This window comes from Prevotella sp. P5-92, assembly GCF_002251245.1.
Classification (GTDB): domain Bacteria; phylum Bacteroidota; class Bacteroidia; order Bacteroidales; family Bacteroidaceae; genus Prevotella.
Window position 1 is genome coordinate 1 of sequence record NZ_NPJG01000114.1, and the last position, 22,696, is coordinate 22,696.

The following is a 22,696-nucleotide window of genomic DNA, read 5'->3' on the forward strand; positions in this document are numbered from 1 at the left end:
TATGTATTCTTGTTTCTCTGCCTATAAGTGCATCGACACCCCAACCGCCGTCCAGAAACACCTTTACAGATGCTTCAGACAGCATTTCAAGAATCTCACATGCATCAAAATAAGTGACCATAAAATTGCAATTAAAATAAACTTTGGTGCAAAGTTAATAAAATTCCGTGAGACTAAAGAGACTTATACGTAGAAAGTTAAACATACAACTGTATTTTCGCAGAAAATACTATAAAATGCCACCTGAAAAGCCCACTTTTCGTGCACATTTTTCCAACTAAAGCCATTTTTTCAACCTGATTGCTGAAACGACAATAAGGTTCACAATACCTGATTTTGCACCTTCAGGAACGCAGCACAAAATGATAGAAAATGAAAATTTCCGTTCATTTCCGTGTTAAGATATGTTAAGCAGATGTTTTCATTTTGGGGTTTTTGAAATTTTTGTTTCCAGTTTGTTTCTTTTGGTACTTTTTGCTTTTTGGGAGTGTTGATATTCAGCACTTTACAATTCGGAAGCAGATTCTAATCAAGTCGATAGCCGCTTCTGTCTCCTTTCTAAACGGATTGGAACGTGATTCTATTTAGGTTAAGATTTCGGGGAAACTGGGATTTTGAACAATAAAGATTTCGGGGAAACCTTGATTTTGGCTATAAAAAATTTGGGGAAAGAAGAAAAAGTAGTATATTTGCACCCGAAATCAACTTATACTCTACTTCCTGTTTTTATGACTCCGTTGATATAATGACAAAAAGAAAGTTAGTTTTATGAGAAAAAAACGAAATGCCAAAGAATAGAGAAATGAAAAAGCTTATTACCTTATTAGTGTTGATATTCTTCAACACATTAGCCTTTGCCAATGGGGAGGCTGTTTTGAAACCGAGATTAGTGGTGTTGACCGACATCGCTCCAGGCGACCTTGAACCTGACGACATGGAGTCGATGGTGAGACTTATGGCATATGCCGACCAATACGAGATTGAGGCTCTTATCACCACGACAGGATGGAATTGTGACCCATATCCTGCTGAATGGGCCGACTCGCTATATCGTGTGCTAGATGCATACGGGAAGGACGTGAGGAAACTCATGAAGCGATCCGGTCAGAAGCGTTTTCTGTCATTGGACAAGGAACAGGGGCAACAGACAATCGGTTATTGGCCAAGCGTGGAATACCTGCGCAGCCGAGTTGCAATGGGTAGTCAACGCTCGGGAATAAAGGTTATTGGCGATGACAACGACACCCCGGGAAGCAACCTAATAATAAAATTAGTAGATGAGGATGACCCCCGACCTTTGTGGATAACTTGCTGGGGAGGCGGAAACACATTGGCACAGGCTATATGGCGAGTGAAAAAGGAACGCTCGGCTGAGGAACTCAAAAAGTTTCTGCACAAACTGAGAGTATTCACAATAACAGACCAAGACATGGTGTATGCCATGAGAATGGACCGTGCCTACAGTTCGCATCAATGGCTGAGAAATGAGTTTGCCGACGACCTGATGTTTATATGGGACGAAAGTGCATGGCTCACACAATGCGAACTGGGTAGCAAGGGATGGCAGCAATATGCCACTCATATCCAGGGGAAAGGGAATCTCGGCAAGGTGTATCCAACGTTCAAATGGGGAGTGGAGGGCGACACTCCGAGTTTCCTCAATATCATGCCCAACGGACTTCATGATGCCGACCATCCCGAACAGATAGGATGGGCTGGATGTTTCCGCCGCAACATGTGTCCAGATTCTGTAACTATAGCTTGGACCAACTGGCAGCAGCCCCAGAAACGCATTTCGCGCTCATACGAGGAAAAATTCTATCAAGACATAGTCAACGACTTTATCGCAAGAATGCAATGGGCTGAGAAGGGCAAGGGTAATCATAATCCCGTGGTTATTGTCAACGGCATCCAAGGATTGGCCCCAATAAGCATAAAGGCAAATCCTGGGGAGAGAATAATCCTTGACGCATCGAAATCCTACGACCCTAATGGCGACAAACTGACGTTTAATTGGTGGATTCAGAAAGACATTAGTGCAAATCCCGACATAAAACTTGAGCTACAAGGTTCTAAGGTAGCAATCACCATGCCTCAGAACATGCAGACGGGCAACACCCATGTCGTATGCGAGGTGCGTGATGACAAGGAGATGTCTCTTGTAGGTTACAGACGAATCATCATTTGTCCGAGTGATGAGGCTAAGAATAGCATACCTCTTGTTTACAATAAGGAAAATACAGCGGAGGGCTATCCAAGCATAAAGATGAAGGCATTCGAGGAGTTGCCAAGCATACCCGAACTGCCCGACCCCTTCGCATGGGCGGACGGCAGTGGGCGTTCAACCGACTTCAAAGACTGGGAGCGTCGTCGTTCGGAGATTATGCAGATGTTGTATCACTATGAAATAGGCGAAAAACCTAAGGTAAGGAAAGAGCAGATGAAAGCTCACATTATCAACGATACACTCGTAGTGGATGTTAGAGTGGGCGAGGAGACATTGCGACTCACAGCCTCTATCAAATATCCCGAAGGTGATGGCCCCTTCCCTGCAATCATAGGCATTGGATTCGGAACTGGTTCACTGCCAAGGGAGATATTCGACAAAAGAGGTGTGGCGCAGATAGCCTTTAATTTCAGTCAGGTGATGTCCCATACACAGAAACGCGGACAGGAGCCTATCAACCGTCTTTATCCCGACCAAACAGAGATGGGAGCCTATTGCGCTTGGCCTTGGGGAATTAGTCGCATTATAGACGGGCTGGAAATAGTGGGCAAGGAGTCAAGGATAGACATGAGCCACATAGCCGTGTCAGGCTGCTCATTTGCCGGTAAGATGGCTCTCTTTTCCGGAGCTCTCGACGAGCGCATAGCCTTGACGATAGCACAAGAGCCTGGTGGAGGTGGTGTCAACTCGTGGCGAGTGTCGGAGACATTGGGCAACGTTGAGACATTAGGACGCACCAACTACGCATGGTTCAAGGAGAGCATGCGCCGCTTTTCCGACTGTGTTGACCGTCTGCCGATAGATCATCATGAACTGGCGGCACTCATTGCGCCTCGCGCATTGCTCGTACTCGGTAATACCGATTATGAGTGGATGGCCGAACGCTCAAACTACGAGTCGTCGAAAGCTGCTCGTGAAGTATGGAACACCTTTGGCATTGCCGACCGCATGGGCTACTCCATCGTGGGTGGTCATCCCCATTGCCAACTGCCATTGAGCCAATATCCTGAGGTGGAGGCATTCGTGGACAAATTCCTTTTGGGCAAAAAGAATATCGACACTAATGTGACTAAGGCAATAATCGAAACCCAGGATTAATGCGAATATTTGCAGCGGTTAAACATACAACGCTTATGATTACGAGAAGAGAATGTATCAGCAAAATCATTCCATACAAGGATGAAATAATGTCTAAATATGGTGTGCGTTCAATGCATATCTTTGGCTCAGTCGCCCGCAGCGAGAATTGACCACGATGGAATCCTTGTCTTCGGATAAAGCGTCTTAATCCTTGGTATCATACCAGCCTATGGTCTATAACAACCACGAGGCACAAACCTTGCGGATGTGCGCCAAATTAGATTCTATCGCAGGTTTCATTCTTGCCTGTACCATATTATATCGGCTTTGCATATTTATGAGCAATTCCGGGTTAATACCCAAAGCAGCCTCTATTACAAGAGCAATTTCACTCGTAATCGGACGCTTGCTATTGAGAATCTCATTCAGCATTGTATATGAGATACCTGTACGTGAGGCGAATTCTTTTTGGGATATTCCCCTCTCTTCCAATTCTTCCTTAACGACATCACCTGGATGCGTCGGCATTCTATATGTAGTTCTTTCCATATTGCTATTATTTGTAATGATTTGACAATTCTTCCAATTGGCATATTGTGACCAAAGATTCACCGCCGACCTCCTCTAAAGAAAACTCCAAGCGGTATTGCATATCAACTCTAATAGAAAACATACCTTCTTTGTCACCATGCAATGCTTCAAAATTCAACGATTTAAAAGGGAACAAGTCTTCTTTGCGTGTCGCTCCTATAAGGGTATCAACACGCTTCTGATATTTCTTCACTATCTGAGGTTGAAAGCGGTATCTTCTGTCACCGCACTTTCCTTCCTCATACAGTTCTTTCAAGTATTCCTTACCATACTTTATAATCATACAAATATCCCTTTTTGCCTGCAATATTACAAAAAAACGACCAACAATTCACTATTTTAGTGAATATTTTGGCATTAAATTAATAATTTTTATCAGAATTCGATTACAAATGCCATTAATAATACATTTATTAACATGGTTGATATTTCGATGACACCTTTCTGTACTATGGATAATCTATATTTGAGGTGAAGGTTGGGTGAAGGTTCTGCGGGCAACCTTCACCTCTCGAAACCCCGATAAACACAGGGGGTATGGCACGATTGGTGAAGGGTGAAGGATGAATGCACTGATTCATTTTTATGGGGATAATAAAGCAGATAATAGGCAAAAAAGAATCAATATACTATCATCTGGAGCAAGGATATTATTCTTTATGAGCCAATGTTATTAACCTTACGGGCGTAAGGTTAATAACATTGGCGATGTGGTATATTGGGCCAGAGGAACCTGTCCCTCTGACTCAATGGCTGAAATGTCTGATTCGGACAAGGGTTAGAAACCTTTCCCTATTCCAAATGAACGAAATCTGTCATCTTGTTCAGCGATGTCCCCCCATCCACAATTTATGTAATACATTTATTATTGGAGTTTGCAACACTTTCCCTTTGATAATTCATAAAAAAGCGGTATATTTGCAGCAAAATATATGGAATATTCATAATAATGAGTTCATTAGTGTCGCGCTAAAATCGTGACACTAATGATGCACTCAATTAAACTATTACAACGCCCCCATTATTTCTTCACCTTCTTGACGCTATACCCTATCTTCTTGAATGCTGACTCATAGTCGGCATAGGTGGTTTTCCTGCCGTCATATACGATGGTTACCGTCTGATTGGGCACTGATGTCTCAATCTTCTTCGTTCCCTTGACGAAGCGGATGTTCTTCTTGATCTTGTTCTCGCAACCCTCGCAGTGCATCTCCGGGGTTGTTGTTACTACAAGCGTGTCGGACTTAGTCTGTGCAAAGGCACTTAATGAAAGCATTGCAATGAATGCCGTGGTAAATACTTTTTTCATAACTTTTCGATTTTTAATCTTATTCCTATATATGCCATGGCTCCAGTGACCGGACCCCATATCTGTGTGGCATCGAAGGCTGTTGACCATGGATTGTGTGCATATTTTATCGGGTCACTTATCTTATAGTTGGTGAGGTTCTCTCCTCCAAGATAGATGCTGAAATGACGGAACTCACGGGTTATCTGTGCCTGCAACTGGAAGTAGGCGGGATATTTGCTGCCGTCATATAATACTCCACCTCCATTCAATTGTCCTGTCACGTCAAACTGCCATAACTCCATCGGTGTCTTATATGACAATGTGAGCAGTCCCTTATATCGGGATGTAAGATATTTTTGGCGCAACTCTCCATCGTATGTGCATTTCACGTCATTAAGGCGGAATGCTCCTGTGGCAGTGAAACCACTGAAGAAGGGATAGGTGGCGTCAATCTGAAGAGTGTGACTGTAGCTCTTTCCGTCGAGATTCTCAAATGAGATGGTATGCTCTCCCTTAGTCCCGTCGAAATTGATTACCATCTGATTGGTAAAGTCAGTATAGTAGTATTCGGCATTAAGTTCTAATGACTTTCCGAGGACGGGGATATTAAGTCCTGCCGACAACCCCATGTTCCATGCCTCCTCCTGCTTGAGGTCGGGAGAGATAATAACATTGCGTCCGCTTGCTAAAAGCGTAGTGTTTTCTGCAAGTGCATGAGGAGTGCGATAGCCCTTGCCAGCAGAGGCACGAAGAGTGAGCACTTCCCACGGGGAATACTTCACATGCAGACGGGGAGTGAAGAATCCACCATAGACATCAGAGTAATCCCAACGCATCCCTGGCATCAACGTGAGTTTGTCACTTAATTTATATGTATATTGAGCATAAACTCCCGTTGTCGTCTCTTTACCACCTTCTGCAAAAGACAGGGGAAGAGAACTTCTTTCGTCGTAATTATCATGATTGAGCGATGCTCCAATACTGAGGTTATGACTATCCGTGAAGTCTGTCTCGAACATCAACTGTGCGTAGGCGTTCTTCTGAGTGACGTCATAATGGGTATTCCCGAATATGTTCCATGCGTCATGCCATGAGCCATGCATCATAAGGGCTATTGATGTGTTGTGGTCAGCATCGAGTGTAAAACCGTTTTTCCACTGCATCTCATATCTGTTGGTCTCAACGGATGTGGTGTATAGAGGCTCCGCCATACCTGAGCTATGCTTGTCACTCTGTCCACCGTTACGCTCATCCCTCAATATCCTCAACGACAACTGGCTTATCCACACTGGCGACACATACGCCCAACGATGCATCAGATTGTATTGCCGAAGCTTTGGCATATCCATAAAACTGTCTCCATTACCGTCGTGCTCCGTCTGACGGTTTTCGAAATGCAGCAGAGTGCAGGTGGAAAGGCGGTCGTTGAGATGTATGCTTCCGTCAAGGTTCACCTCCTGCTTCAGGTCGGTGTCAAGATATGCGTTGGCACGAAATCCGTCTGTAGCCTGCGGTTTCAGAAATTCGATGTTTATCTGTCCCGTAATGCTCTCATATCCGTTCTTTACACTCGACGCCCCCTTGCTCACCTGTATCGACTGCATCCAAGGACCGGGGACATAGCCGAGGGAATATGGCAATGATGCTCCCCGAAGATTGGGAACATTCTCAGTAAGCATCTGTACGTAAGTGCCCGAGAGTCCAAGCAGTTTGATTTGCCTTGCACCAGTGGCGGCATCGCTGTAGCTTACGTCCACGGAAGGATTGGTGGTGAACGATTCTCCGAGATTGCAGCAAGCGGCACGTATGAGTTGGCTTTGTCCGATAATATCCACACTCTCAACCCGCGAGCGTGAACGGATGCCGTGAGTAGCCTTCACCACCACGTCATGCAGATCATGTTCCTGCATGACGCTGTCCGTCTCCCCCGTTGTCTGAGCCTGTGCCGATAGAGGCAAAAAAAGGAAAACCGACAATAGTATATCCAATAATATAATCTTCTTTCTCTTCATTTCTCTTATGTTACAATTATGACCATATTCTAAATCTGCTGCAAAGGTATTACACTTTTCAATATAAACAAGACCTCAGAAATTACACTTTTCAATATAAAATCGTGCTGCAAAATTACACTTTTCAAATTATTCAGTGAGATAATCAAGTGAAAAAGTGTATGATATTAACATCTTTTCCATTTTCATTCATGTTTTCCTTACGCATAATAATAAATATTGTGTAATTTTGCAGCTATTATTAAGAACATTAATGACAATGAGAAGAAATACATTCAACAGATGGGTAGCGATTATGGCAGTATTGGCATATATCATATCTGCCGAGGCACAGGTGGCGTTTAGATATAAGGGAGTGACTATGAATACCAGCAGGCATTGCCTGCTTGTGGACGACACGAAGAAGGCGAAGGAGAAACACTTCCTTTTCGCCTCTCTAGTTGACGCCTTGACTTTTGCCGACAAGCATAACGATGAAGACTCTCTATGGACGGAGATATACATCTGTCCATCTGTGTATTGGATGGACAACCCTGACGACGAGGCGATAAGAAGGCCCAATCCGGGAGAGGGAACGCCTTACGCCCTGGAGGTAAAGGCAAACCGACTGAAACTCATAGGTCTTGGCGAGAGTGCTGAAGACGTAGTGCTTGCCTGCAACCGCGGACAGACACAAGGAGCTGAAGGCAATTTCACCATGTTTCATTTCCTTGGCAGTAATGTAGAGGCTGCAAATATCACATTTGGCAATTACTGCAATGTTGACCTCATATATCCCAAGGACAAAAGCAAGAACAGAAAGCGGAGAAAGGATGCCATAGTGCAGGCTCAGATAGCCATCTGCGCGGGCGACAACTACAGGCTTGACAACTGTCGATTCATATCACGACTTAACCTCTGCCCATTCGTTGGGGCCAAACATACGGTATTCAACAACTGCTATTTTGAGTGTACCGACGATGCCTTGTGCGGTACGGGAGTATATAACAAATGCCGGTTTACTCTGTTCAGCAGCAAGCCGTTCTATACCACCGACCATGAGACGGGAGCGGTATTCCATGATTGCGATATTCATAGCAAGACCACCGGCATACAATATATTAATAAGGTAAGCGGACCCGTAACATTGGAAAACTGCCGATGGACAAGCGACGACCCAAGTTTGAAAATAGAATGGTGCAAGCGTCCCGACCCTCGACATCTATGCACGATGAAGGACTGCACTCTCAACGGCAAGCCCATCTCCCTGCCCACTCCCACAGAACCTCTGCCATTGCAGTTGCCACCCTTTGCCATGCAAATACAAACAGACATCATCCCCGGAGGATGGACATTGGATTGCCATAAGCCCAAGGACACAATGGACTACGACTGGCAGGCTGACAACACCCGCCCCTCGTGGGGATATGCCGAGGGAGTGGATGGAGCTGAAGGTTCGTGGGGGATGGTGCAGTTGCAGAAAGGGGCAAGGATGATGTTTACCCCTAAGGATGAGACTGCTAAAGTAGGCAACCAGGAATGTATCGTAACCCTCGACCCATGCAAGTCGGCTGGACAAGGATTCGGATCTGCCACTGGGCAGTATCTTGACATCTGCATAAAGTTTGACTCCCGCTCTCTGACTGGCTATGGCATACGCTTTGTACGCACCCCCGACTACGACCATGCTGTTGAGGTCTGCCTTGTGGAATACATCCATGGCGACATACGCAAGATTTCCACTTCCGAACGATGCGACATATTCAGGAGAGGATGCCGTGTGGAGTTATACGCACGTGGAGATACAATAAGTGCCAAGGTGTCAAACTCCAATTTCCCCGACGTCACCCATACCCTCACGTCCAAGATGCCATCACCCAATACTTTCGGTGGTTTCCATCTCCAACACACGGGAAGCACAGGTGCCTCAGCCACAGTGATAAAGTCAATAATGATTAAATAATTTAGATATAAGACAAATGGGAATAAGCGAGAGACAGGAGAAAGTGATTACCTATCTGAAGGAACACGACATACCATTCACATACTACAACCATCCCGAAGGCAAGACTATCGAGGAGGCCAAGCGATGGTGGAGGGCCGATGGAAGCGTGCACTGCAAGAACCTTTTCTTCCGCAACCACAAGGGCAATAGGCATTATCTAGTGTGCTTCAATTGCGACCACGACCTCGACATACATTATCTGGAGCACAGACTCAAGGAATCACTCATTTCACAAGGACTACCCTCGTGCGGCAAACTCTCGTTTGCCTCACCCGAGAGAATGATGAGATACTTGGGATTGGAACCGGGAAGTGTATCTCCTTTCGGACTTATCAACGACACTGAGAACCATGTCCACCTCTTCCTCGACGACGAGTTGCGCAATGCCACTACCCTATCCTTTCATCCCAACGACTGCCGAGGCACGGTAGTGATAAAGCGGGAAGACTTCGAGAGGTATCTCACTATCGTGGAAAATACCTATGAATACCTCAAACTGTAATAAAAATATGGAGACACCAAGGCTTTGAAGTGAACCTGTCCCCGATGATTCTTCGAGAGACTAAACCGCTACATCTCGCTATCACGGAGAAACTCGCTGTTGTTCCGTAGTTTGCCATTGCTTAGAGTTCATATAAATCGTTCAATTGTATATCTGCTTGTACCTCACCCCAATGCTCGTTTTGCACCAGTCCATCTGTAGTGATCATAATAGAATGAACTGCGCTTTTAGTACCTGTCACACTTTGGAAAACATTTCGCTTTCGTGCAAGTTCCTCTGCATAATCGGATGTTATTGAATATGGCTCCTTCGAGTATTTCATCTCGCAAACATCGATAATGCCATCACTGCGATCGATCAAAAGGTCAATATGAACACCACGCCTGTTCTCCTTTTCATTAGGGAGACAACGCCATGCAAACTCATTTGTCAATATTCCACTGATGCCCAGCTTTTTCTTGATCTGATCCGCATGCCAGAGGCAAGCACGTTCAAAAGCCAAACCACACCATGTATTGTATTTGGGACTTCCAAGCATTGTCTTCCAATAGTTTGAGCCTTGACGTGCACCATCAATAAACTCGTAATAGAATAGAGTGTAGTGGTCTATCAACTGGAAGATGTCCAACTTGGTTCTATACCCCATCATGGTGTAACTACGGATAAATCCACACCATTCCAAATCATTAAGAATTTCAGAGAACGCTCCGTTATCATCAAAGCCACCAGCTTCAAGAAGCTCCAGTCGAGTCATGCCCATCTTCTTTTTTGCCAGCAATTCTATAACCTTAATGTATGGTTCCGGTTTCTTGAATAGTGAAGCGTACAGCATCTCAAACTCATCATGCAGTTCACCATCAGATGAGAATATCAGCCTGTCAACTTCTTGGGTTATGCTTGCTCCTTTCTGTAAAAGACTCCAATAATAAGGTACACCTCCGAATATCATGTAGGCTTCAAGCATCTGCTTGCGATTTAGTACCAAACCTCGGGACTGTGCTAACTTCTCACACAATCCCAACGGGAATGGTTTGAGAGATATACGATGATTCAAACGATTGTGGAGACCTCCTTTGTTTTTGATGATCTTCTTCACCATCCATGATGTACTGCTTCCACACACTACAAAAACAATATCTTTGCGAGCAGATGCCCAATCATTCCAAAACGACTCTAATTCTGACAGGAAACCAGAACGTGGTGAATCCATCCATGGAAGTTCATCAAGGAATACAACTTTCTTTCCTTCAGGAAGGTTGTTGATGAATCGCTTTAGTTCACTAAAAGCATCCCCCCAATTGGTTAATTCAGGTGTGTCTTTCTGACCATGTTCTTTTAATGTCCTGCGGAATCTCACTAATTGCTTTCTTGCCGTCAGTTTTGCTGCACCAGTAAACTGGAAGTCAAATTTATATCCGTAAGCTTCTCGTATAAGAAAGGTCTTGCCTACACGACGTCTTCCATATACAGCAATAAATTGCGAATACTCTTCAGAAAGAGCATTCTGCAGTAGTTGTTTTTCTTTGTCTCTACCTATAAGCATTGTCGTAATGTCTAAAAACATGGTGCAAAGTTAATGATTTTCGTGCAAAAACATGCGGAAACTAATAGATATTTTGTGTTTCCGCTGATTTATTAACGATTTTTGTCATACAGGGTCAGGGGACAGGTACTTGAAGTGACTGAAGTGAACCCAAAAAGTTGGACGGGTTCACTTCAGTACCTGTCCCCTGACCCTCAAAAACCGTATCGAAAATCAGAGAAATTTGCCCCAAAAGTGGAGATAGCATGGCGGAAAGTGACTTTTTTTTCGACTTTTCGCCATACTATCGCCACTTTTTCAAAAAATACATGTATCTTTGCACCAAGTTTATATAAAACACCTGAGTATATGAAGTATTGTGATTCAATAGTAGGAAGACAGCATGAGCAAGACATCCTCCAGATGTGCTATGACTCACCAAAGGCTGAATTTGTAGCAGTCTATGGCAGGAGAAGAATTGGCAAGACATATCTTGTCAAGCAGTATTTCGGCGAGCATTTTGACTTCTATGCTACGGGTGTATATCAGGAGAGTCGTTCAGGGCAACTGAAGCATTGGCAGAACCAACTTACTAAATATAGCGGTGTAAGACATAACAAACCCAAGGATTGGAATGAAGCTTTCTCTCTGTTGCAAAATCTTATAGAATCACTACAGGATAAAGACAGATTTCTCATCTTTATCGACGAGCTGCCATGGTTTGACACCCCTAAGTCTGGCTTCCTCCGCGCACTCGACCTTTTCTGGAATGGATGGGCATCCAATCGCCCGAAGGTTAAACTCATAGTCTGTGGGAGTGCCACCACATGGATGACCAACAAACTGCTCGGCGACAAGGGCGGACTTCATAACCGCGTAACTCGCCCATTGCATCTTATGCCTTTCACACTGTTGGAAACAGAACAATACCTCAAGTCGCTAAATATGGAGTGGAGTCGCCAGGAAGTGCTCGATGCATATATGATACTTGGTGGCACACCTTTTTATCTGTCGTTGCTTCGTCCCGAACTCTCTCTCACTCAGAATGTTGACGAACTCTTCTTTAGTGGCGATGCGGTATTAAGGTCGGAGTATTCATTCCTGTTCAAGTCCCTTTTTAATGAGGCTACACTCTATAGACGTATAGTAGAGCTGTTGTCAACATCGCTTATGGGCCTCAGCCGCCAAGATATAGTCAAGATGTTAAAGATTACCGACAATGGCAATCTCAGCGAAGCTCTTGACAATCTTGTGAGATGTGATTTCCTGCGTCGATATCAGGCTTTTGGAAAAAAGGGCAACGACCCTGTATATCAGCTTACCGACATGTACACCCTGTTTTATCTTCGTTTTGTGAAAAACCACAACGGACAAGATGAATATGCATGGAGCAATATTGGTTCTGGACAGCGCAATGCTTGGTCGGGATATGCATTCGAGCAGGTTTGCATATTGCATATAAGCAAAATCAAGCAGGCATTAGGAATATCGGGCATAGCCTCCGATGTATGCTCCTGGTATTATCGCTCGACAGACCATAGGGCGCAGATTGACTTGGTAATAGACCGTAGCGACAAGTGCATCGACTTGTGTGAAATGAAATATTGCGATCGCGACTATGAACTCAAAAAGGACTATGTGGAATATCTGAAGGAACGACGCGACCTCTTCAGAGATGTTACCAAGACCACAAAGACTCTTCGTCTTACACTGATTACATCCAGCGGAATAAAACCTGGCAAATATCTGTCTTCCATACAAGGCCGCCTGACAATAGACGATCTTTTCAGATAACAGTTTTTTGGTTCTGCCGCCAATCCCATTTATGCCACCTTCTTGTACTAAATCGTATGAAAAAAGTGAGATTTAGTACAAAAAGCTTGCATATTTCGGCTTTTCTTCCTATATTTACACAGAATTTAAGAATGAGCGATTATGGCAACAAACATTCGGTACAGGGGACAGGTCAGTGTCCCCTGTACCGCGCACCGAGTCCGATTTCTGGCAATACATCGATGCCGTAAAGGTGTTTGTGGAAAAGGATTAAGAGGGTTTGAAGGGGTTTGAACTAATAGCAGTGTAACAATAATCCTTATTTGGATTAAAGACTGCTACTTAGATGTTTTTACCAATTATCTGAGCATCTTCTTCAGTGATAAGCCCCCGTAAAAGGGCATCTCTCAAATCTGCCATGGTATTGTACTCAACGCCTTTGTAAACATAACCACCAGACACTGATTGCAATTCGTTGTCGGCAACCAATTTTTTTTTAATATCTTTCTCGTTCATAATTCATTAAATTTAAAAAGTTGTGGTGCAAAGATAGTACTATTTTTCAATAGTAGTTAGCCAAAACGAGAAAATTTTCATGGTTTCACCTTTTTTTATCAAATCACGACTTGTTTTTCCCGATTTGTCCACTTTTAAACTTCAGGAACTAACATTCCTGTACTTTCGGAAATGAATCATAGGACTCTATCTGTTTATCGCAAGCCCTGCGAGAACGAGAAACCTGTATATCTCACCGCTTCCGACATCGTGGCGCGATTCGGTGGCCAGGTAAGGCTGTCGGCTGTGCAGGTCGGTAAAGCGCTGCAGGACATGGGCATCGAACAGTATCGTACGCGCGACGGCCGTTTCTGGAAGCTCTATGAGCGACCCGCCTCCGACATAGGCAACGTCTTGCCCGATGGTGAAGAACCACCCCCAAAAGACATGCCATTTTAAGTCCAAAGGCGTGACAGATGTGACACTTGTGACAGATAAATATACATACTTTCGCGTAAATTGAAATTAAGGGTTACTAATAGTAGGCCTGAATTAAATATTTAATAAAATGTTGCATATCCATCTGTCACATCTGTCACCATGACGACATAAATGCCCACTCGTCCGCATCCAGCCCGCCAGATTTCGGTCTTGCATAAAGTAAAGACCCTACATCAACCGGCTTTTGCGCCACACGAATCCTTTACTCTTTAATCTTTAAGATTTTAATCTTTTAATTTTTAATTTTTAATTTTCTTTCCCCCGTGAAGCGTAGAGATTTAGCAATTATGTATTTCCCCGACAAGACTCCCGACCAGGCGGTTCGCAACCTGCGACGCTGGATAGAGAACTGTCCCGATCTTGTGGCTGCCCTCAAGGAGATTGGCATGCCACGAAAGCACAAGAAGGACCTTACTGCAAGGCAAGTGCGAATCATCATGGAATATCTCGGAGACCCGTAATCCTCTGGGCTTCGGCTCAGAAGAAACAGTTGCAAACTGAATGCCCGATTCAGTATTCAACTGATTGCTCTGTTCAGTATGCAACTGATTGCCCTGTTCAGTTTACAACTGATTACCCTGTTCAGTTCACAACTGAATACCCGAATCAGTTAACAAGTGATTACCCGAATCAGTTAACAAGTGATTACCCGATTCAGTTGTCATGTGATTGCTCCATCTTTAAACAACGACCAACAACGTCCAACAACGACCATCGCCAAATCAGAATGTAGTACCCTTGCACTTGGAAAGCGAAAGGTCCCCTTTACTGGCCAGAAGGAGCCACCTTCCGATTACACAGCGAGTTAAATAATTCAATTGTTCAACATTTAAATTTTCAAATTCTATGTCAACAACAAACAGATCCACCTGGAAACTGATCCTTCAGCTCTTCGTCTCCATCGCCACAGCCATCGCCACCACCCTCGGCGTCACCAGCTGCATGGCCATGTTATAACGATCGCGGCGGGCATCAATCACGATGCCCGCCCTTTTCCTTTTCGTTGCACTAATTTTTCCCCGCGGTGAAGAAGGTTTACATAACCAATTAGAGTGTCCAGTTTGTCGTTCCAAAAAACGTGCTGGATTTACCCATTTGTATTGTTGATTTAGCGCTCTGATTTTTAATGTATTTTTAACAATAATAGTTCTTTAAAAATGTGCAAATAATGATTAAGGGTTCTACCTATCATTGCTATAGGTAAAACGAAAGCCATCAAATCGGATAATAAACAAAGGGCGTGTTTTTTGCAGGGGAGCCAAATTCCTTCTCTATTTCTTTGAAGTATCGTTTATTTTTCGTATTTTTGCAGCGTAAAAAGTGTTCGTTTAATAAAATGCAGATGATATGAGCAGATTCAAGTACCCTGTAGATACCGACCAGTTTCAGAGAATTCGTGAAGATGGTAAGGTGTATGTTGACAAGACAGACTTACTATTCGACCTTGCCAGCCGATACAGGTATGTCTTCCTTGCCCGTCCCCGCCGTTTCGGCAAGTCGTTGCTATGCAATACCTTCAAGGCTTATTTCCAAGGCCAGAAAGAGCTGTTTGAGGGATTGAAGATCATGGACTTGGAGCAGGAATGGAAGACCTATCCCGTGCTGCATTTCACAATGAGCGGACTGAAGAACCTTAAGGTGAGCGAGGCGAAGTCAAAGTTAGAGACGATGATTCGTGGTTACGAGCGCATTTATGGATGCGACCCGCTGTCTATAACTCCCGGTGACCGCTTCCGTGGCTTGATCCATAGGGCTTGTGAAAAGACGGGCGAGCGTGTGGTCGTTATTATCGATGAGTACGACGCACCTACGATGCGGTTGCTCTACGACACGGAGCAACTGGAAGCCATGCGCATGATGCTCTGTGAGTTCTATCAGGTGCTGAAGGATGAGGGTGCCTATCTGAAGTTTGTATTTATCACTGGAGTCACGAAGTATTCTCTGATGAGCATTTACTCGGATCTGAACAACCTGAATCAGATATCCCTAATAGATGACTATTCAGGTCTGTGCGGCATCACCCAAGAGGAGCTCGACACCGTCTTGCGTCCTTGTGTCGAGGATTATGCTGAAGGTCTTGGCATCAGCATAGATGAGGCATACGCCGTGCTCAAGAAGAACTATGACGGCTATCATTTCTCTAAAAACAGTCAGGATGTCTATGCTCCATATAGCCTTTTGAATGCACTCAATGACAGGGCAACCAGTCACTACTGGTTCGAGTCGGGCACATCGGCATCGCTCATTGAACATCTTAAACACTTCCCCGGTTTCAACCCTCTCGACTTCGATGGGGTGGAGGTGTCGTTGGAGGAATTTAATGTGCCCTGCGAGAATGCTTCGACACCTGTTCCAATGCTTTATCAGAGTGGCTATCTTACCATTGCATCTTATGATAAGCTGTTGGAATCATATACACTTCACTTCCCCAACTACGAGGTGCGCCAGGGCATGGTTGACAGTATGTCAAACTATCTCATGGACACAGATGACATGGATCGTGATGCCAGCATTCTTGCCATGGCCCGTGCCCTGAAACGGGGCGACCTGCCTTCGGCACTTACCGAGCTCCGCTCCTACATAGCCTCCTTGCCCTACGACATCATCACCCGCAAGGAATGGATGGCTAAGAAGAAAAAGGAGGCATTTTATAAGTTATTGATGTATGTTGTGTTCTCTTTGCTCAACAGCAAGGTGGACACAGAGGTAAAGAGCGTGCTGGGTAGAGCCGATGTGGTAATCAAGACGAAGAACGACATCTACGTTCTCGAACTGAAGGTCGATGACACCGTGGATAATGCCTTGGCTCAGATAGACTCCAAGGGCTATGCCATCCCCTACGAAGCCGACGGACGCCAGCTGACAAAATGCGGTGTGACGATTTCCTCAGAGGCACGCAACATTGTGCATTGGCGTGCGGTTGACAATGAAGGCAAGGTCATCGACGAGCAGAAGTATGAATGACATCTGATTTATAGGATATAACAGTCAGCATGAAAAATCTTTTTTTTAGCAATATGTCCCAAATCTATATAATATTTTTCCTCACTTGCTCGTATAATTCCCGGCAACGAGCTGGGGGAATCTTCGCCTTTACGCCTACAGCAAGGAAGTCGTCATAGGCGGGACGTGACGTGGAATTGACAGAAGTGGCATGCTCGCCATTGTATCCCTCTGTGGAACGGGTCAAGTCGTATGCGGGAGCCAGATGCCATATCCATTTGCCTTTGTCATTACGTATCACCATAAAACTGAAATTCTTGCAGTGGTCGTCCTTGTTGTCTGTAAGATAGTTGAACACCATACGCCGGAACATGTCTTCCACGTCGTCCTTGTTCTGAGTGATATAACCCGTGAGGGCAAGAAGATTGGTATAGTCAAGCACCGGTTCGGATATTGACACTCCGAGAAGTCCTCCGGCTGTAGCCACATGTATGCGCTCGCCATCAGGCGAAATGTCAAAACGTCGTGTAGTGAAATACTTTCCGTTCACAAGTTTGAAGTCTGGGACATCAATACCACAACGTCTGGCAGCCTCATTATACCTGTATTCCCGAATGCCCATGTCATGAGGGTCGTAGGTGTGACGAAACTTCACTATCCAATGGCCTTCATTGTCCTCGAATATGGCCTTAGGGCGACATCCTCCACTGTTTCCGCTGTTATATAAGAGCAGTGAGGCATCATCATCTTGGCGTTCATCCAACACTTCCAAAGCCTTTTGTTGCAGCTCATCAAAGTCCGTATAATTCTCGTCCAGCGGAATCCTCGTTTCAGGATAGTATTCCAGCACACCCATACCGCTGCCGCCTACAATGGACAAGCGGTCGAGCGACGACAAATTACTGTCGTCTATCCCTTGCTTCATCAATGCCTTATGGAGCAGATAACGTCCGTAACCATCTGGAAGGCTGTCTTCGAACACTCCAAAATTACCATAGAACGGACGAGGCTTGGCTATGAAAAGACCTTCACGCAATGGCAGTTCGAGAGGGGATATGCTGAATCCATCCGCAAGCCAACCTGCATCATATTCGAATGCACACAGTCTGTTGTCGGGAGTGAGCGACAAGCGTCCCACTGTCCTCGATTGATATTTCACTGTTAGTCTCTCTGTTTTCATATCCTATGTGCCTTTTTCTTTCCCGTATTCTTGCGTATCTGCAACAGTTCGTCCATAGTGGAGTATTTGGGTTGACCGAAAATATGTCTCAGTTCAGAAGTGTAGCCCAATGCCATGGCAATGCCTATAAGGTTTTTCAGCGAGATAAGTCCCTTCTGCTCAAACCTTATAATATTGCTTACAGCCACACCTGATTTCTCCGCCATCTCCTCACGAGTGATGTTCTTCTCAATCCTGCGCTTGCGAAAGTCGTCGGCAATCCCCCTTGCTATATCATCGGGATTGTCAAGCATATAGTTTTCCAAAACTGATAACATATTGTCCATATCGTCTGTTGTTTATAAGAAACAAATAAAATATTATCAGTTGCAAAATTATCGCTTTATTTCAATATATCCAAGAAAAGACTTTTATTTCTTTCAATCATTAAAGTTTTTTAATAGAAAGGACAAGGGACTCAACCGCAAAATCACAATACCATATTGAACAACCATCCCAGCAGGATGATGAACAGGGCAATGGTGCCGAAGAAGATACCTATGAGCTTCATGTTCATCACTTTCTTGAGCATGGTGGCTTCTGGCAAGGAGAGACCTACTACCGACATCATGAACGCCAAGGCTGTGCCCAATGCAACACCTTTGGCAACAAAAACCTGAATGACAGGTACGATGCCTGCAGCATTGGCATACATCGGAACGGCAAGCACGACTGCTAATGGTACGGCATACCAATGTTCGCCGCTCAAATATGCTTCAAAGAATCCACTTGGCACATAACCATGTATGGCGGCTCCGATGCCGATGCCTATGATGACATAGAGAAGGACACCGCGGACTATCCCCAATGCTTCTTTGGCAATTTGAGGCAATCGCCTGATTAGTGAAGATTGCGACTCTTCAATTTCCTCCTGCGGGATATTGTTCATCTGTATCATCTGCTGCACCCAAGGACTAAGGTTCTTTTCCAGTTTCATCTTCCCCAGCACATAACCGCCAATCATACCAAGGCATATTCCGCTGACAACGTAAACCGTGGTGACCTTCCATCCGAAAGTGCCTGCAAACATGGCCACTGCCACCTCATTGACAAGAGGTGAGGTGATGAGGAAAGAGAAGGTCACACCCAAAGGGATGCCTCCCTTGACAAATCCGATGAACAGCGGTATGCTTGAACAGGAACAGAAGGGAGTGATGGCTCCAAACAATGAGGCGAGCAGATACTGCATCCCGTAGAGTTTCCTTGATGTGAGGAAGTTGCGCAGTCTTTACACAGGGGAAATAGGCATTGACAATGCCCATTATGATGCTGAAATGTTTAACAATGATGAGAACTTCATTTTTGTCCAATAAGGTATCCGCCAATCTCATCAATGTATTTTCTGTCAATACCATTGGCTGCGGCAAAGTCGGGAAAATGACTCACGGCGTATTCTACATCGTCAATGATAGAAGATGCATTCCTGATGCAGGAGTCGTCACCAAACCTGAGAATATCGTCACGGGTGATTTTCCTGTCCTTGCCGCATAAAGTCAATTCATGGCGATGATACAACGGCGACCCATGCAAATCCACCGTAAAGTTCAAGTCGTATGCAGGAGCAAAATGCCAATGCCCATCTCTTCCCATCAAGAACGAGAAGTTCTTGTTATGATCATCAACATTTGCCGCAAAAACATTAAAAGCAGCTATGCGGAAGATTTCCGCCAGCTCGTTGTCGGGTATTCTCAACAGTCGGGCAGTCTTCATCAAGTCCTCATAACAATCTGCGTCAGGAGATAAGGCTGCAAGTGTCTGGATATGCAATTTGTCATTCCCTGCCCTGTCAAAGCGTTCAGTGATAAAATGACTATGCCCATCTATTGTAATCAGCCTTGATGGCATCATCTTTATTCCACATGCCAAAGCCATATCGTAATACGTCTTTTCCATTAGGGTATATGGAAAACGCCCGACTCTGTCAAATTTCAGAATATAATACTTAAAATTACCCTCAAGTTGTATTTGACCGGATTTAACTGTACCGTCATCCTCATTGATGGCAATAATTGCCTTGGGTTGCATACCTCCTGCTGATGTGCCAACGAGATACAGACTCTGCATACTTGCACTATTCACATTATCCACAGCCTCAGACCTCTCGTTGAGAATGTCATCCGCTATCTTATAAAGACAGGACAACTCCAAATCCACCGGAGCACTCCATTGGTCGAAACACGGTTCAAACTCCAGTGCCCCCATGGCACGCTTACCCATAAACGCCAATGCGTCAACCGGGGTGAATTTCACGTCGGGCATATTTTCATGCTGCCATCTTGAAATAAGACTTTCACCCCAACGGTCAGGTAGCGAGTCTGCAAGAAATTCAGGCAATCCCTTATATATTTTTCGTTGTATGTTGCCCTTGTATATTCCACCTTGACGAAGATATGGTTTGCTGATGGATGCCGTCAATGGGGCAATGTCATATCCAGCCGACAGGAATGATGGAGAGAAGCTAAAAAAAGCCCTTCTCTCCTTGTCGTCCCACACCAATCTTCCGACATCATACCCCCATAGCGTGATTTTCAAAACGTTATTCATACTAAACTCCTTCCTTAATGTTTGACTCTCTGCCTTTGCTCCCCTTTTAGTTTCTTTTGAATTTCCTCCATTTCAAATGGCGACACGGGCAACTCGGGAAGCACTCCCTCGATTTGTTCTAAAATGCCAATAGCCCTCATTATCCTCAACAAGGATTCGAGGGTTACATTGCGCAACTTTCCATTCTCGAAGTTTTTTACTGTGGCAATGCCCACACCTGCATTGTCAGCCAATTCCTGCTGTGTGAGCTTGGCGGCAATGCGATAACGCTTGCAGTTACTCCCCATTCGTGAGATAATCTGCGCATTGGTATCTCCATAAATCAAATTCATAGTGCAAAAGTATGAAATATCATCTGTAATGCCAAATATTCCGCGTTAAAATATCACAAATTATACGTTGGCATCGTAAAATATCCACGGAATTTTTCCCCGCTGTTTTCCCCGCAGTCCTCCGCTTTTTCCCCTTAGCCACGTTTCTTTCAGGACAGGGCGAGGGGAAAAGTTGGGAAGAGGAAGTTTTGTTTGTAATTTTGCAGCGTCTTCCAAAATGGGAGATGCGGTCTTTGGTTTCGTTGGCTTGCCTGTGGCGGAGATTTGCAGGGGGATGTCGTCAGGACTCTACACTCTACATTATTTTGACTTAAAACCCTTGTTTTCAAGTACTTAATGAATGTAGAGTGGTTCCTGACTCTACATTCACTCTACATTTCCCCTACATAGGTTAATTGCCATGAAGCCGAATACCGGAATTGTAAATCTTATCAATTCTAATTCAAAATGGAAAAAGAACTACTTGAAAAGGAGTCATCCTTTGAAATGACAGAAACGGCAGGCTTGGTATTCCTTGTAGAATCGTTCTTAGAAGAGAACTTCCAGTTCAGGAGAAACCTGCTGATGGGGAAAACCGAAGTGAGGTGCAACGGCTGCGACCAATGGCTTCCGCTCACTGCCGAGACACTGAACTCGATAGTGAGGAAAGCAAAGAAGGAGGGCATTGGCGAAAACAAGTCGCCGAAACAGGACATTGAGGAGTATGTCAACTCCGACGCAGTGCCCGACTACGACCCTATAGCCGAATGGATTTCCCGACTTCCCGCATGGGATGGCAAAAACCACGTTGCCGATCTGTTCAGCCGAATACCTGGTTTGACCAGCGAGCAATTGGCGTTTCTCTCCACTTGGTTTCGTTCGGCTGTTGCCCATTGGATGCAGATGGACAGCGTTCACGGCAACGAATGTGTCCCCGTTCTGATTGGCGAGCAAGGTTGCGGAAAAACAACCTTTGCCGTGAGACTGCTGCCTGAGGAATTGCGCTGCTACTTCCTCGACCACATCAACTTCACCAACAAGTTTGACGCCGACATGGCTCTTACCCACAACCTCATTGTCAACATCGACGAGTTTGCCAACATGGGAGTGTCGCAACAAGGCAGACTGAAGCAAACGCTTTCAAAGAGGAAGGTGAACGGCAGACCGATTTTCGGGCGAAGCCAGGAAGATCGCCGACGTTATGCCTCGTTCATTGCCACAACCAACGACGAGCATCCGCTCTGCGACCAAACCGGCTCACGACGCTATCTTTGCATAAAGATACCGAGAGGGAAACTTATTGACAATTCCTCGTCCATCGACTATGAGCAGTTGTATGCCCAACTCTACTACGAGCTGACTGTAGGCAACACTCCTTATTGGTTCAACATCGACGAGACAAAGAGAATACAGGAGCTGAACCTGCCCTTCTTCCGTACCGACGACATGGAGACGATGATCGGCAATTGCTTCCGTTTGCCGCTTCAGGGAGAAGAGGGACAATGGGTGAACAGCAAGACAATCCTTGATACTCTAAAGACTCTCTATCCGAGCCTGCAGACATCGAACAGCACGAAGATAAAAATAGGGCAGACGCTAAAGTGCATGGGCTGCACGTCAAAGAGATTCACCCAAGGACAGAAATACCATCTCGTGCCACTCAAGGTCGCATGATGTAGGGTGAATGTAGAGTGAATGTAG

The 22,696-nt window shown here is 45.0% G+C and carries 20 protein-coding genes and 1 pseudogene; 9 read left to right on the forward strand and 12 right to left on the reverse strand.

The genetic code is table 11. The features are described 5' to 3' along the window. A partial coding sequence (locus tag CIK99_RS16105; RefSeq protein WP_371591032.1) for a nucleotidyltransferase domain-containing protein occupies positions 1-121 on the reverse strand: 121 nt, incomplete at its 3' end. 681 nt (positions 122-802) lie between these two features. Between CIK99_RS16105 and CIK99_RS11350 the strand changes: the two genes are divergently transcribed. Continuing rightward, a complete protein-coding gene (locus tag CIK99_RS11350) occupies positions 803-3,325 on the forward strand; it encodes a nucleoside hydrolase-like domain-containing protein (protein WP_158215976.1) in 2,523 nt (840 codons plus the stop codon). 216 nt (positions 3,326-3,541) lie between these two features. Here CIK99_RS11350 and CIK99_RS11355 read toward each other — a convergent pair whose 3' ends face one another. The 4 genes from CIK99_RS11355 to CIK99_RS11370 all read right to left on the reverse strand — a co-directional run bounded on the left by CIK99_RS11355 (position 3,542) and on the right by CIK99_RS11370 (position 7,201). Beyond that, entirely contained in the window at positions 3,542-3,856 is a 315-nt protein-coding gene (locus CIK99_RS11355) for a HigA family addiction module antitoxin (protein ID WP_094381618.1), read from the reverse strand. 7 nt (positions 3,857-3,863) lie between these two features. After that, the gene (locus CIK99_RS11360) at positions 3,864-4,181 is read right to left on the reverse strand and encodes a type II toxin-antitoxin system RelE/ParE family toxin (RefSeq protein ID WP_094381619.1); all 318 of its coding nucleotides are present in this window, start codon (positions 4,179-4,181) and stop codon (positions 3,864-3,866) included. Positions 4,182-4,919: 738 nt separating this feature from the next. Beyond that, positions 4,920-5,207, reverse strand: a complete 288-nt coding sequence (locus CIK99_RS11365; RefSeq protein ID WP_254047791.1) for a heavy-metal-associated domain-containing protein — start codon at positions 5,205-5,207, stop codon at positions 4,920-4,922. Beyond that, positions 5,204-7,201, reverse strand: a complete 1,998-nt coding sequence (locus CIK99_RS11370; RefSeq protein WP_094381620.1) for a TonB-dependent siderophore receptor — start codon at positions 7,199-7,201, stop codon at positions 5,204-5,206. The genes CIK99_RS11365 and CIK99_RS11370 overlap by 4 nt, the downstream gene beginning before the upstream one ends. A 259-nt stretch (positions 7,202-7,460) precedes the next feature. Here CIK99_RS11370 and CIK99_RS11375 point away from each other — a divergent pair, with 259 nt between their 5' ends. Together CIK99_RS11375 and CIK99_RS11380 are read left to right on the forward strand one after the other, a co-directional pair. Beyond that, positions 7,461-9,143, forward strand: a complete 1,683-nt coding sequence (locus tag CIK99_RS11375; RefSeq protein ID WP_144007983.1) for a hypothetical protein — start codon at positions 7,461-7,463, stop codon at positions 9,141-9,143. A gap of 16 nt (positions 9,144-9,159) precedes the next feature. Next, positions 9,160-9,687: a prolyl-tRNA synthetase associated domain-containing protein gene (locus CIK99_RS11380; protein WP_094381622.1), complete on the forward strand. Its 528-nt coding sequence runs from the start codon at positions 9,160-9,162 to the stop codon at positions 9,685-9,687. 121 nt (positions 9,688-9,808) lie between these two features. Here the strand turns inward: CIK99_RS11380 and CIK99_RS11385 are convergent, their stop codons facing one another. Beyond that, the gene (locus CIK99_RS11385) at positions 9,809-11,230 is read right to left on the reverse strand and encodes an ATP-binding protein (protein WP_094381683.1); all 1,422 of its coding nucleotides are present in this window, start codon (positions 11,228-11,230) and stop codon (positions 9,809-9,811) included. Positions 11,231-11,578: 348 nt separating this feature from the next. Between CIK99_RS11385 and CIK99_RS11390 the strand changes: the two genes are divergently transcribed. Beyond that, the gene (locus CIK99_RS11390) at positions 11,579-13,003 is read left to right on the forward strand and encodes an ATP-binding protein (RefSeq protein WP_094381623.1); all 1,425 of its coding nucleotides are present in this window, start codon (positions 11,579-11,581) and stop codon (positions 13,001-13,003) included. 321 nt (positions 13,004-13,324) lie between these two features. On the opposite strand, the gene CIK99_RS15430 is transcribed toward CIK99_RS11390, so the two are convergent. Beyond that, complete coding sequence (locus tag CIK99_RS15430) at positions 13,325-13,498, reverse strand: hypothetical protein (RefSeq protein WP_158215977.1); 174 nt, start codon at positions 13,496-13,498, stop codon at positions 13,325-13,327. A gap of 171 nt (positions 13,499-13,669) precedes the next feature. On the opposite strand from CIK99_RS15430, the gene CIK99_RS11395 reads away from it, so the two are divergent. The 4 genes from CIK99_RS11395 to CIK99_RS11405 all read left to right on the forward strand — a co-directional run bounded on the left by CIK99_RS11395 (position 13,670) and on the right by CIK99_RS11405 (position 16,942). After that, complete coding sequence (locus CIK99_RS11395) at positions 13,670-13,936, forward strand: hypothetical protein (protein ID WP_094381624.1); 267 nt, start codon at positions 13,670-13,672, stop codon at positions 13,934-13,936. Between the two features lie 305 nt (positions 13,937-14,241). Further along, a complete protein-coding gene (locus tag CIK99_RS11400) occupies positions 14,242-14,439 on the forward strand; it encodes a DUF4248 domain-containing protein (protein ID WP_256387404.1) in 198 nt (65 codons plus the stop codon). Between the two features lie 385 nt (positions 14,440-14,824). Continuing rightward, positions 14,825-14,935, forward strand: coding sequence for a smalltalk protein (locus tag CIK99_RS15435; protein ID WP_158215978.1), 111 nt, complete (start codon positions 14,825-14,827; stop codon positions 14,933-14,935). A gap of 390 nt (positions 14,936-15,325) precedes the next feature. Continuing rightward, positions 15,326-16,942, forward strand: a complete 1,617-nt coding sequence (locus CIK99_RS11405) for an ATP-binding protein (RefSeq protein ID WP_094381626.1) — start codon at positions 15,326-15,328, stop codon at positions 16,940-16,942. Between the two features lie 64 nt (positions 16,943-17,006). Here the strand turns inward: CIK99_RS11405 and CIK99_RS11410 are convergent, their stop codons facing one another. From CIK99_RS11410 to CIK99_RS11430, 5 genes and pseudogenes are all read right to left on the reverse strand, one after another. After that, a complete protein-coding gene (locus tag CIK99_RS11410) occupies positions 17,007-18,101 on the reverse strand; it encodes a type II toxin-antitoxin system HipA family toxin (protein ID WP_094381627.1) in 1,095 nt (364 codons plus the stop codon). Then, positions 18,098-18,427: a helix-turn-helix domain-containing protein gene (locus tag CIK99_RS11415; RefSeq protein WP_094381628.1), complete on the reverse strand. Its 330-nt coding sequence runs from the start codon at positions 18,425-18,427 to the stop codon at positions 18,098-18,100. Before CIK99_RS11415 ends, CIK99_RS11410 begins: the two co-directional genes overlap by 4 nt. A 143-nt stretch (positions 18,428-18,570) precedes the next feature. Continuing rightward, a pseudogene (locus CIK99_RS11420) lies at positions 18,571-19,447 on the reverse strand (permease); the annotation flags it as partial. Further along, positions 19,437-20,684 carry a type II toxin-antitoxin system HipA family toxin gene (locus CIK99_RS11425; protein WP_094381629.1) on the reverse strand — a complete coding sequence of 416 codons (1,248 nt, stop codon included), beginning with the start codon at positions 20,682-20,684 and terminating at the stop codon, positions 19,437-19,439. The pseudogene CIK99_RS11420 and the gene CIK99_RS11425, both read right to left, overlap by 11 nt. Positions 20,685-20,698: 14 nt before the next feature. Continuing rightward, the gene (locus CIK99_RS11430) at positions 20,699-21,016 is read right to left on the reverse strand and encodes a helix-turn-helix domain-containing protein (RefSeq protein WP_094381630.1); all 318 of its coding nucleotides are present in this window, start codon (positions 21,014-21,016) and stop codon (positions 20,699-20,701) included. Positions 21,017-21,463: 447 nt separating this feature from the next. Here CIK99_RS11430 and CIK99_RS11435 point away from each other — a divergent pair, with 447 nt between their 5' ends. Then, positions 21,464-22,669 (forward strand): VapE domain-containing protein, encoded by a 1,206-nt coding sequence (locus CIK99_RS11435; RefSeq protein WP_254047792.1) that lies wholly within the window; start codon positions 21,464-21,466, stop codon positions 22,667-22,669. The last annotated feature ends 27 nt before the right edge of the window (positions 22,670-22,696 follow it).

Bases quoted from the DNA above. Each gene is read 5' to 3' on its own strand.
- CIK99_RS11395 (WP_094381624.1), top strand. From the start codon at position 13,670: ATGAATCATAGGACTCTATCTGTTTATCGCAAGCCCTGCGAGAACGAG.
- CIK99_RS11415 (WP_094381628.1), bottom strand. From the start codon at position 18,427: ATGGACAATATGTTATCAGTTTTGGAAAACTATATGCTTGACAATCCC.
- CIK99_RS11360 (WP_094381619.1), bottom strand. From the start codon at position 4,181: ATGATTATAAAGTATGGTAAGGAATACTTGAAAGAACTGTATGAGGAA.
- CIK99_RS11380 (WP_094381622.1), top strand. From the start codon at position 9,160: ATGGGAATAAGCGAGAGACAGGAGAAAGTGATTACCTATCTGAAGGAA.
- CIK99_RS11365 (WP_254047791.1), bottom strand. From the start codon at position 5,207: ATGAAAAAAGTATTTACCACGGCATTCATTGCAATGCTTTCATTAAGT.
- CIK99_RS11350 (WP_158215976.1), top strand. From the start codon at position 803: ATGAAAAAGCTTATTACCTTATTAGTGTTGATATTCTTCAACACATTA.
- CIK99_RS11385 (WP_094381683.1), bottom strand. From the start codon at position 11,230: ATGCTTATAGGTAGAGACAAAGAAAAACAACTACTGCAGAATGCTCTT.
- CIK99_RS11425 (WP_094381629.1), bottom strand. From the start codon at position 20,684: ATGAATAACGTTTTGAAAATCACGCTATGGGGGTATGATGTCGGAAGA.
- CIK99_RS11405 (WP_094381626.1), top strand. From the start codon at position 15,326: ATGAGCAGATTCAAGTACCCTGTAGATACCGACCAGTTTCAGAGAATT.
- CIK99_RS11370 (WP_094381620.1), bottom strand. From the start codon at position 7,201: ATGAAGAGAAAGAAGATTATATTATTGGATATACTATTGTCGGTTTTC.
- CIK99_RS11390 (WP_094381623.1), top strand. From the start codon at position 11,579: ATGAAGTATTGTGATTCAATAGTAGGAAGACAGCATGAGCAAGACATC.
- CIK99_RS11410 (WP_094381627.1), bottom strand. From the start codon at position 18,101: ATGAAAACAGAGAGACTAACAGTGAAATATCAATCGAGGACAGTGGGA.
- CIK99_RS11375 (WP_144007983.1), top strand. From the start codon at position 7,461: ATGAGAAGAAATACATTCAACAGATGGGTAGCGATTATGGCAGTATTG.
- CIK99_RS11355 (WP_094381618.1), bottom strand. From the start codon at position 3,856: ATGGAAAGAACTACATATAGAATGCCGACGCATCCAGGTGATGTCGTT.
- CIK99_RS11430 (WP_094381630.1), bottom strand. From the start codon at position 21,016: ATGAATTTGATTTATGGAGATACCAATGCGCAGATTATCTCACGAATG.
- CIK99_RS11435 (WP_254047792.1), top strand. From the start codon at position 21,464: ATGGAAAAAGAACTACTTGAAAAGGAGTCATCCTTTGAAATGACAGAA.
- CIK99_RS15430 (WP_158215977.1), bottom strand. From the start codon at position 13,498: ATGAACGAGAAAGATATTAAAAAAAAATTGGTTGCCGACAACGAATTG.
- CIK99_RS15435 (WP_158215978.1), top strand. From the start codon at position 14,825: ATGTCAACAACAAACAGATCCACCTGGAAACTGATCCTTCAGCTCTTC.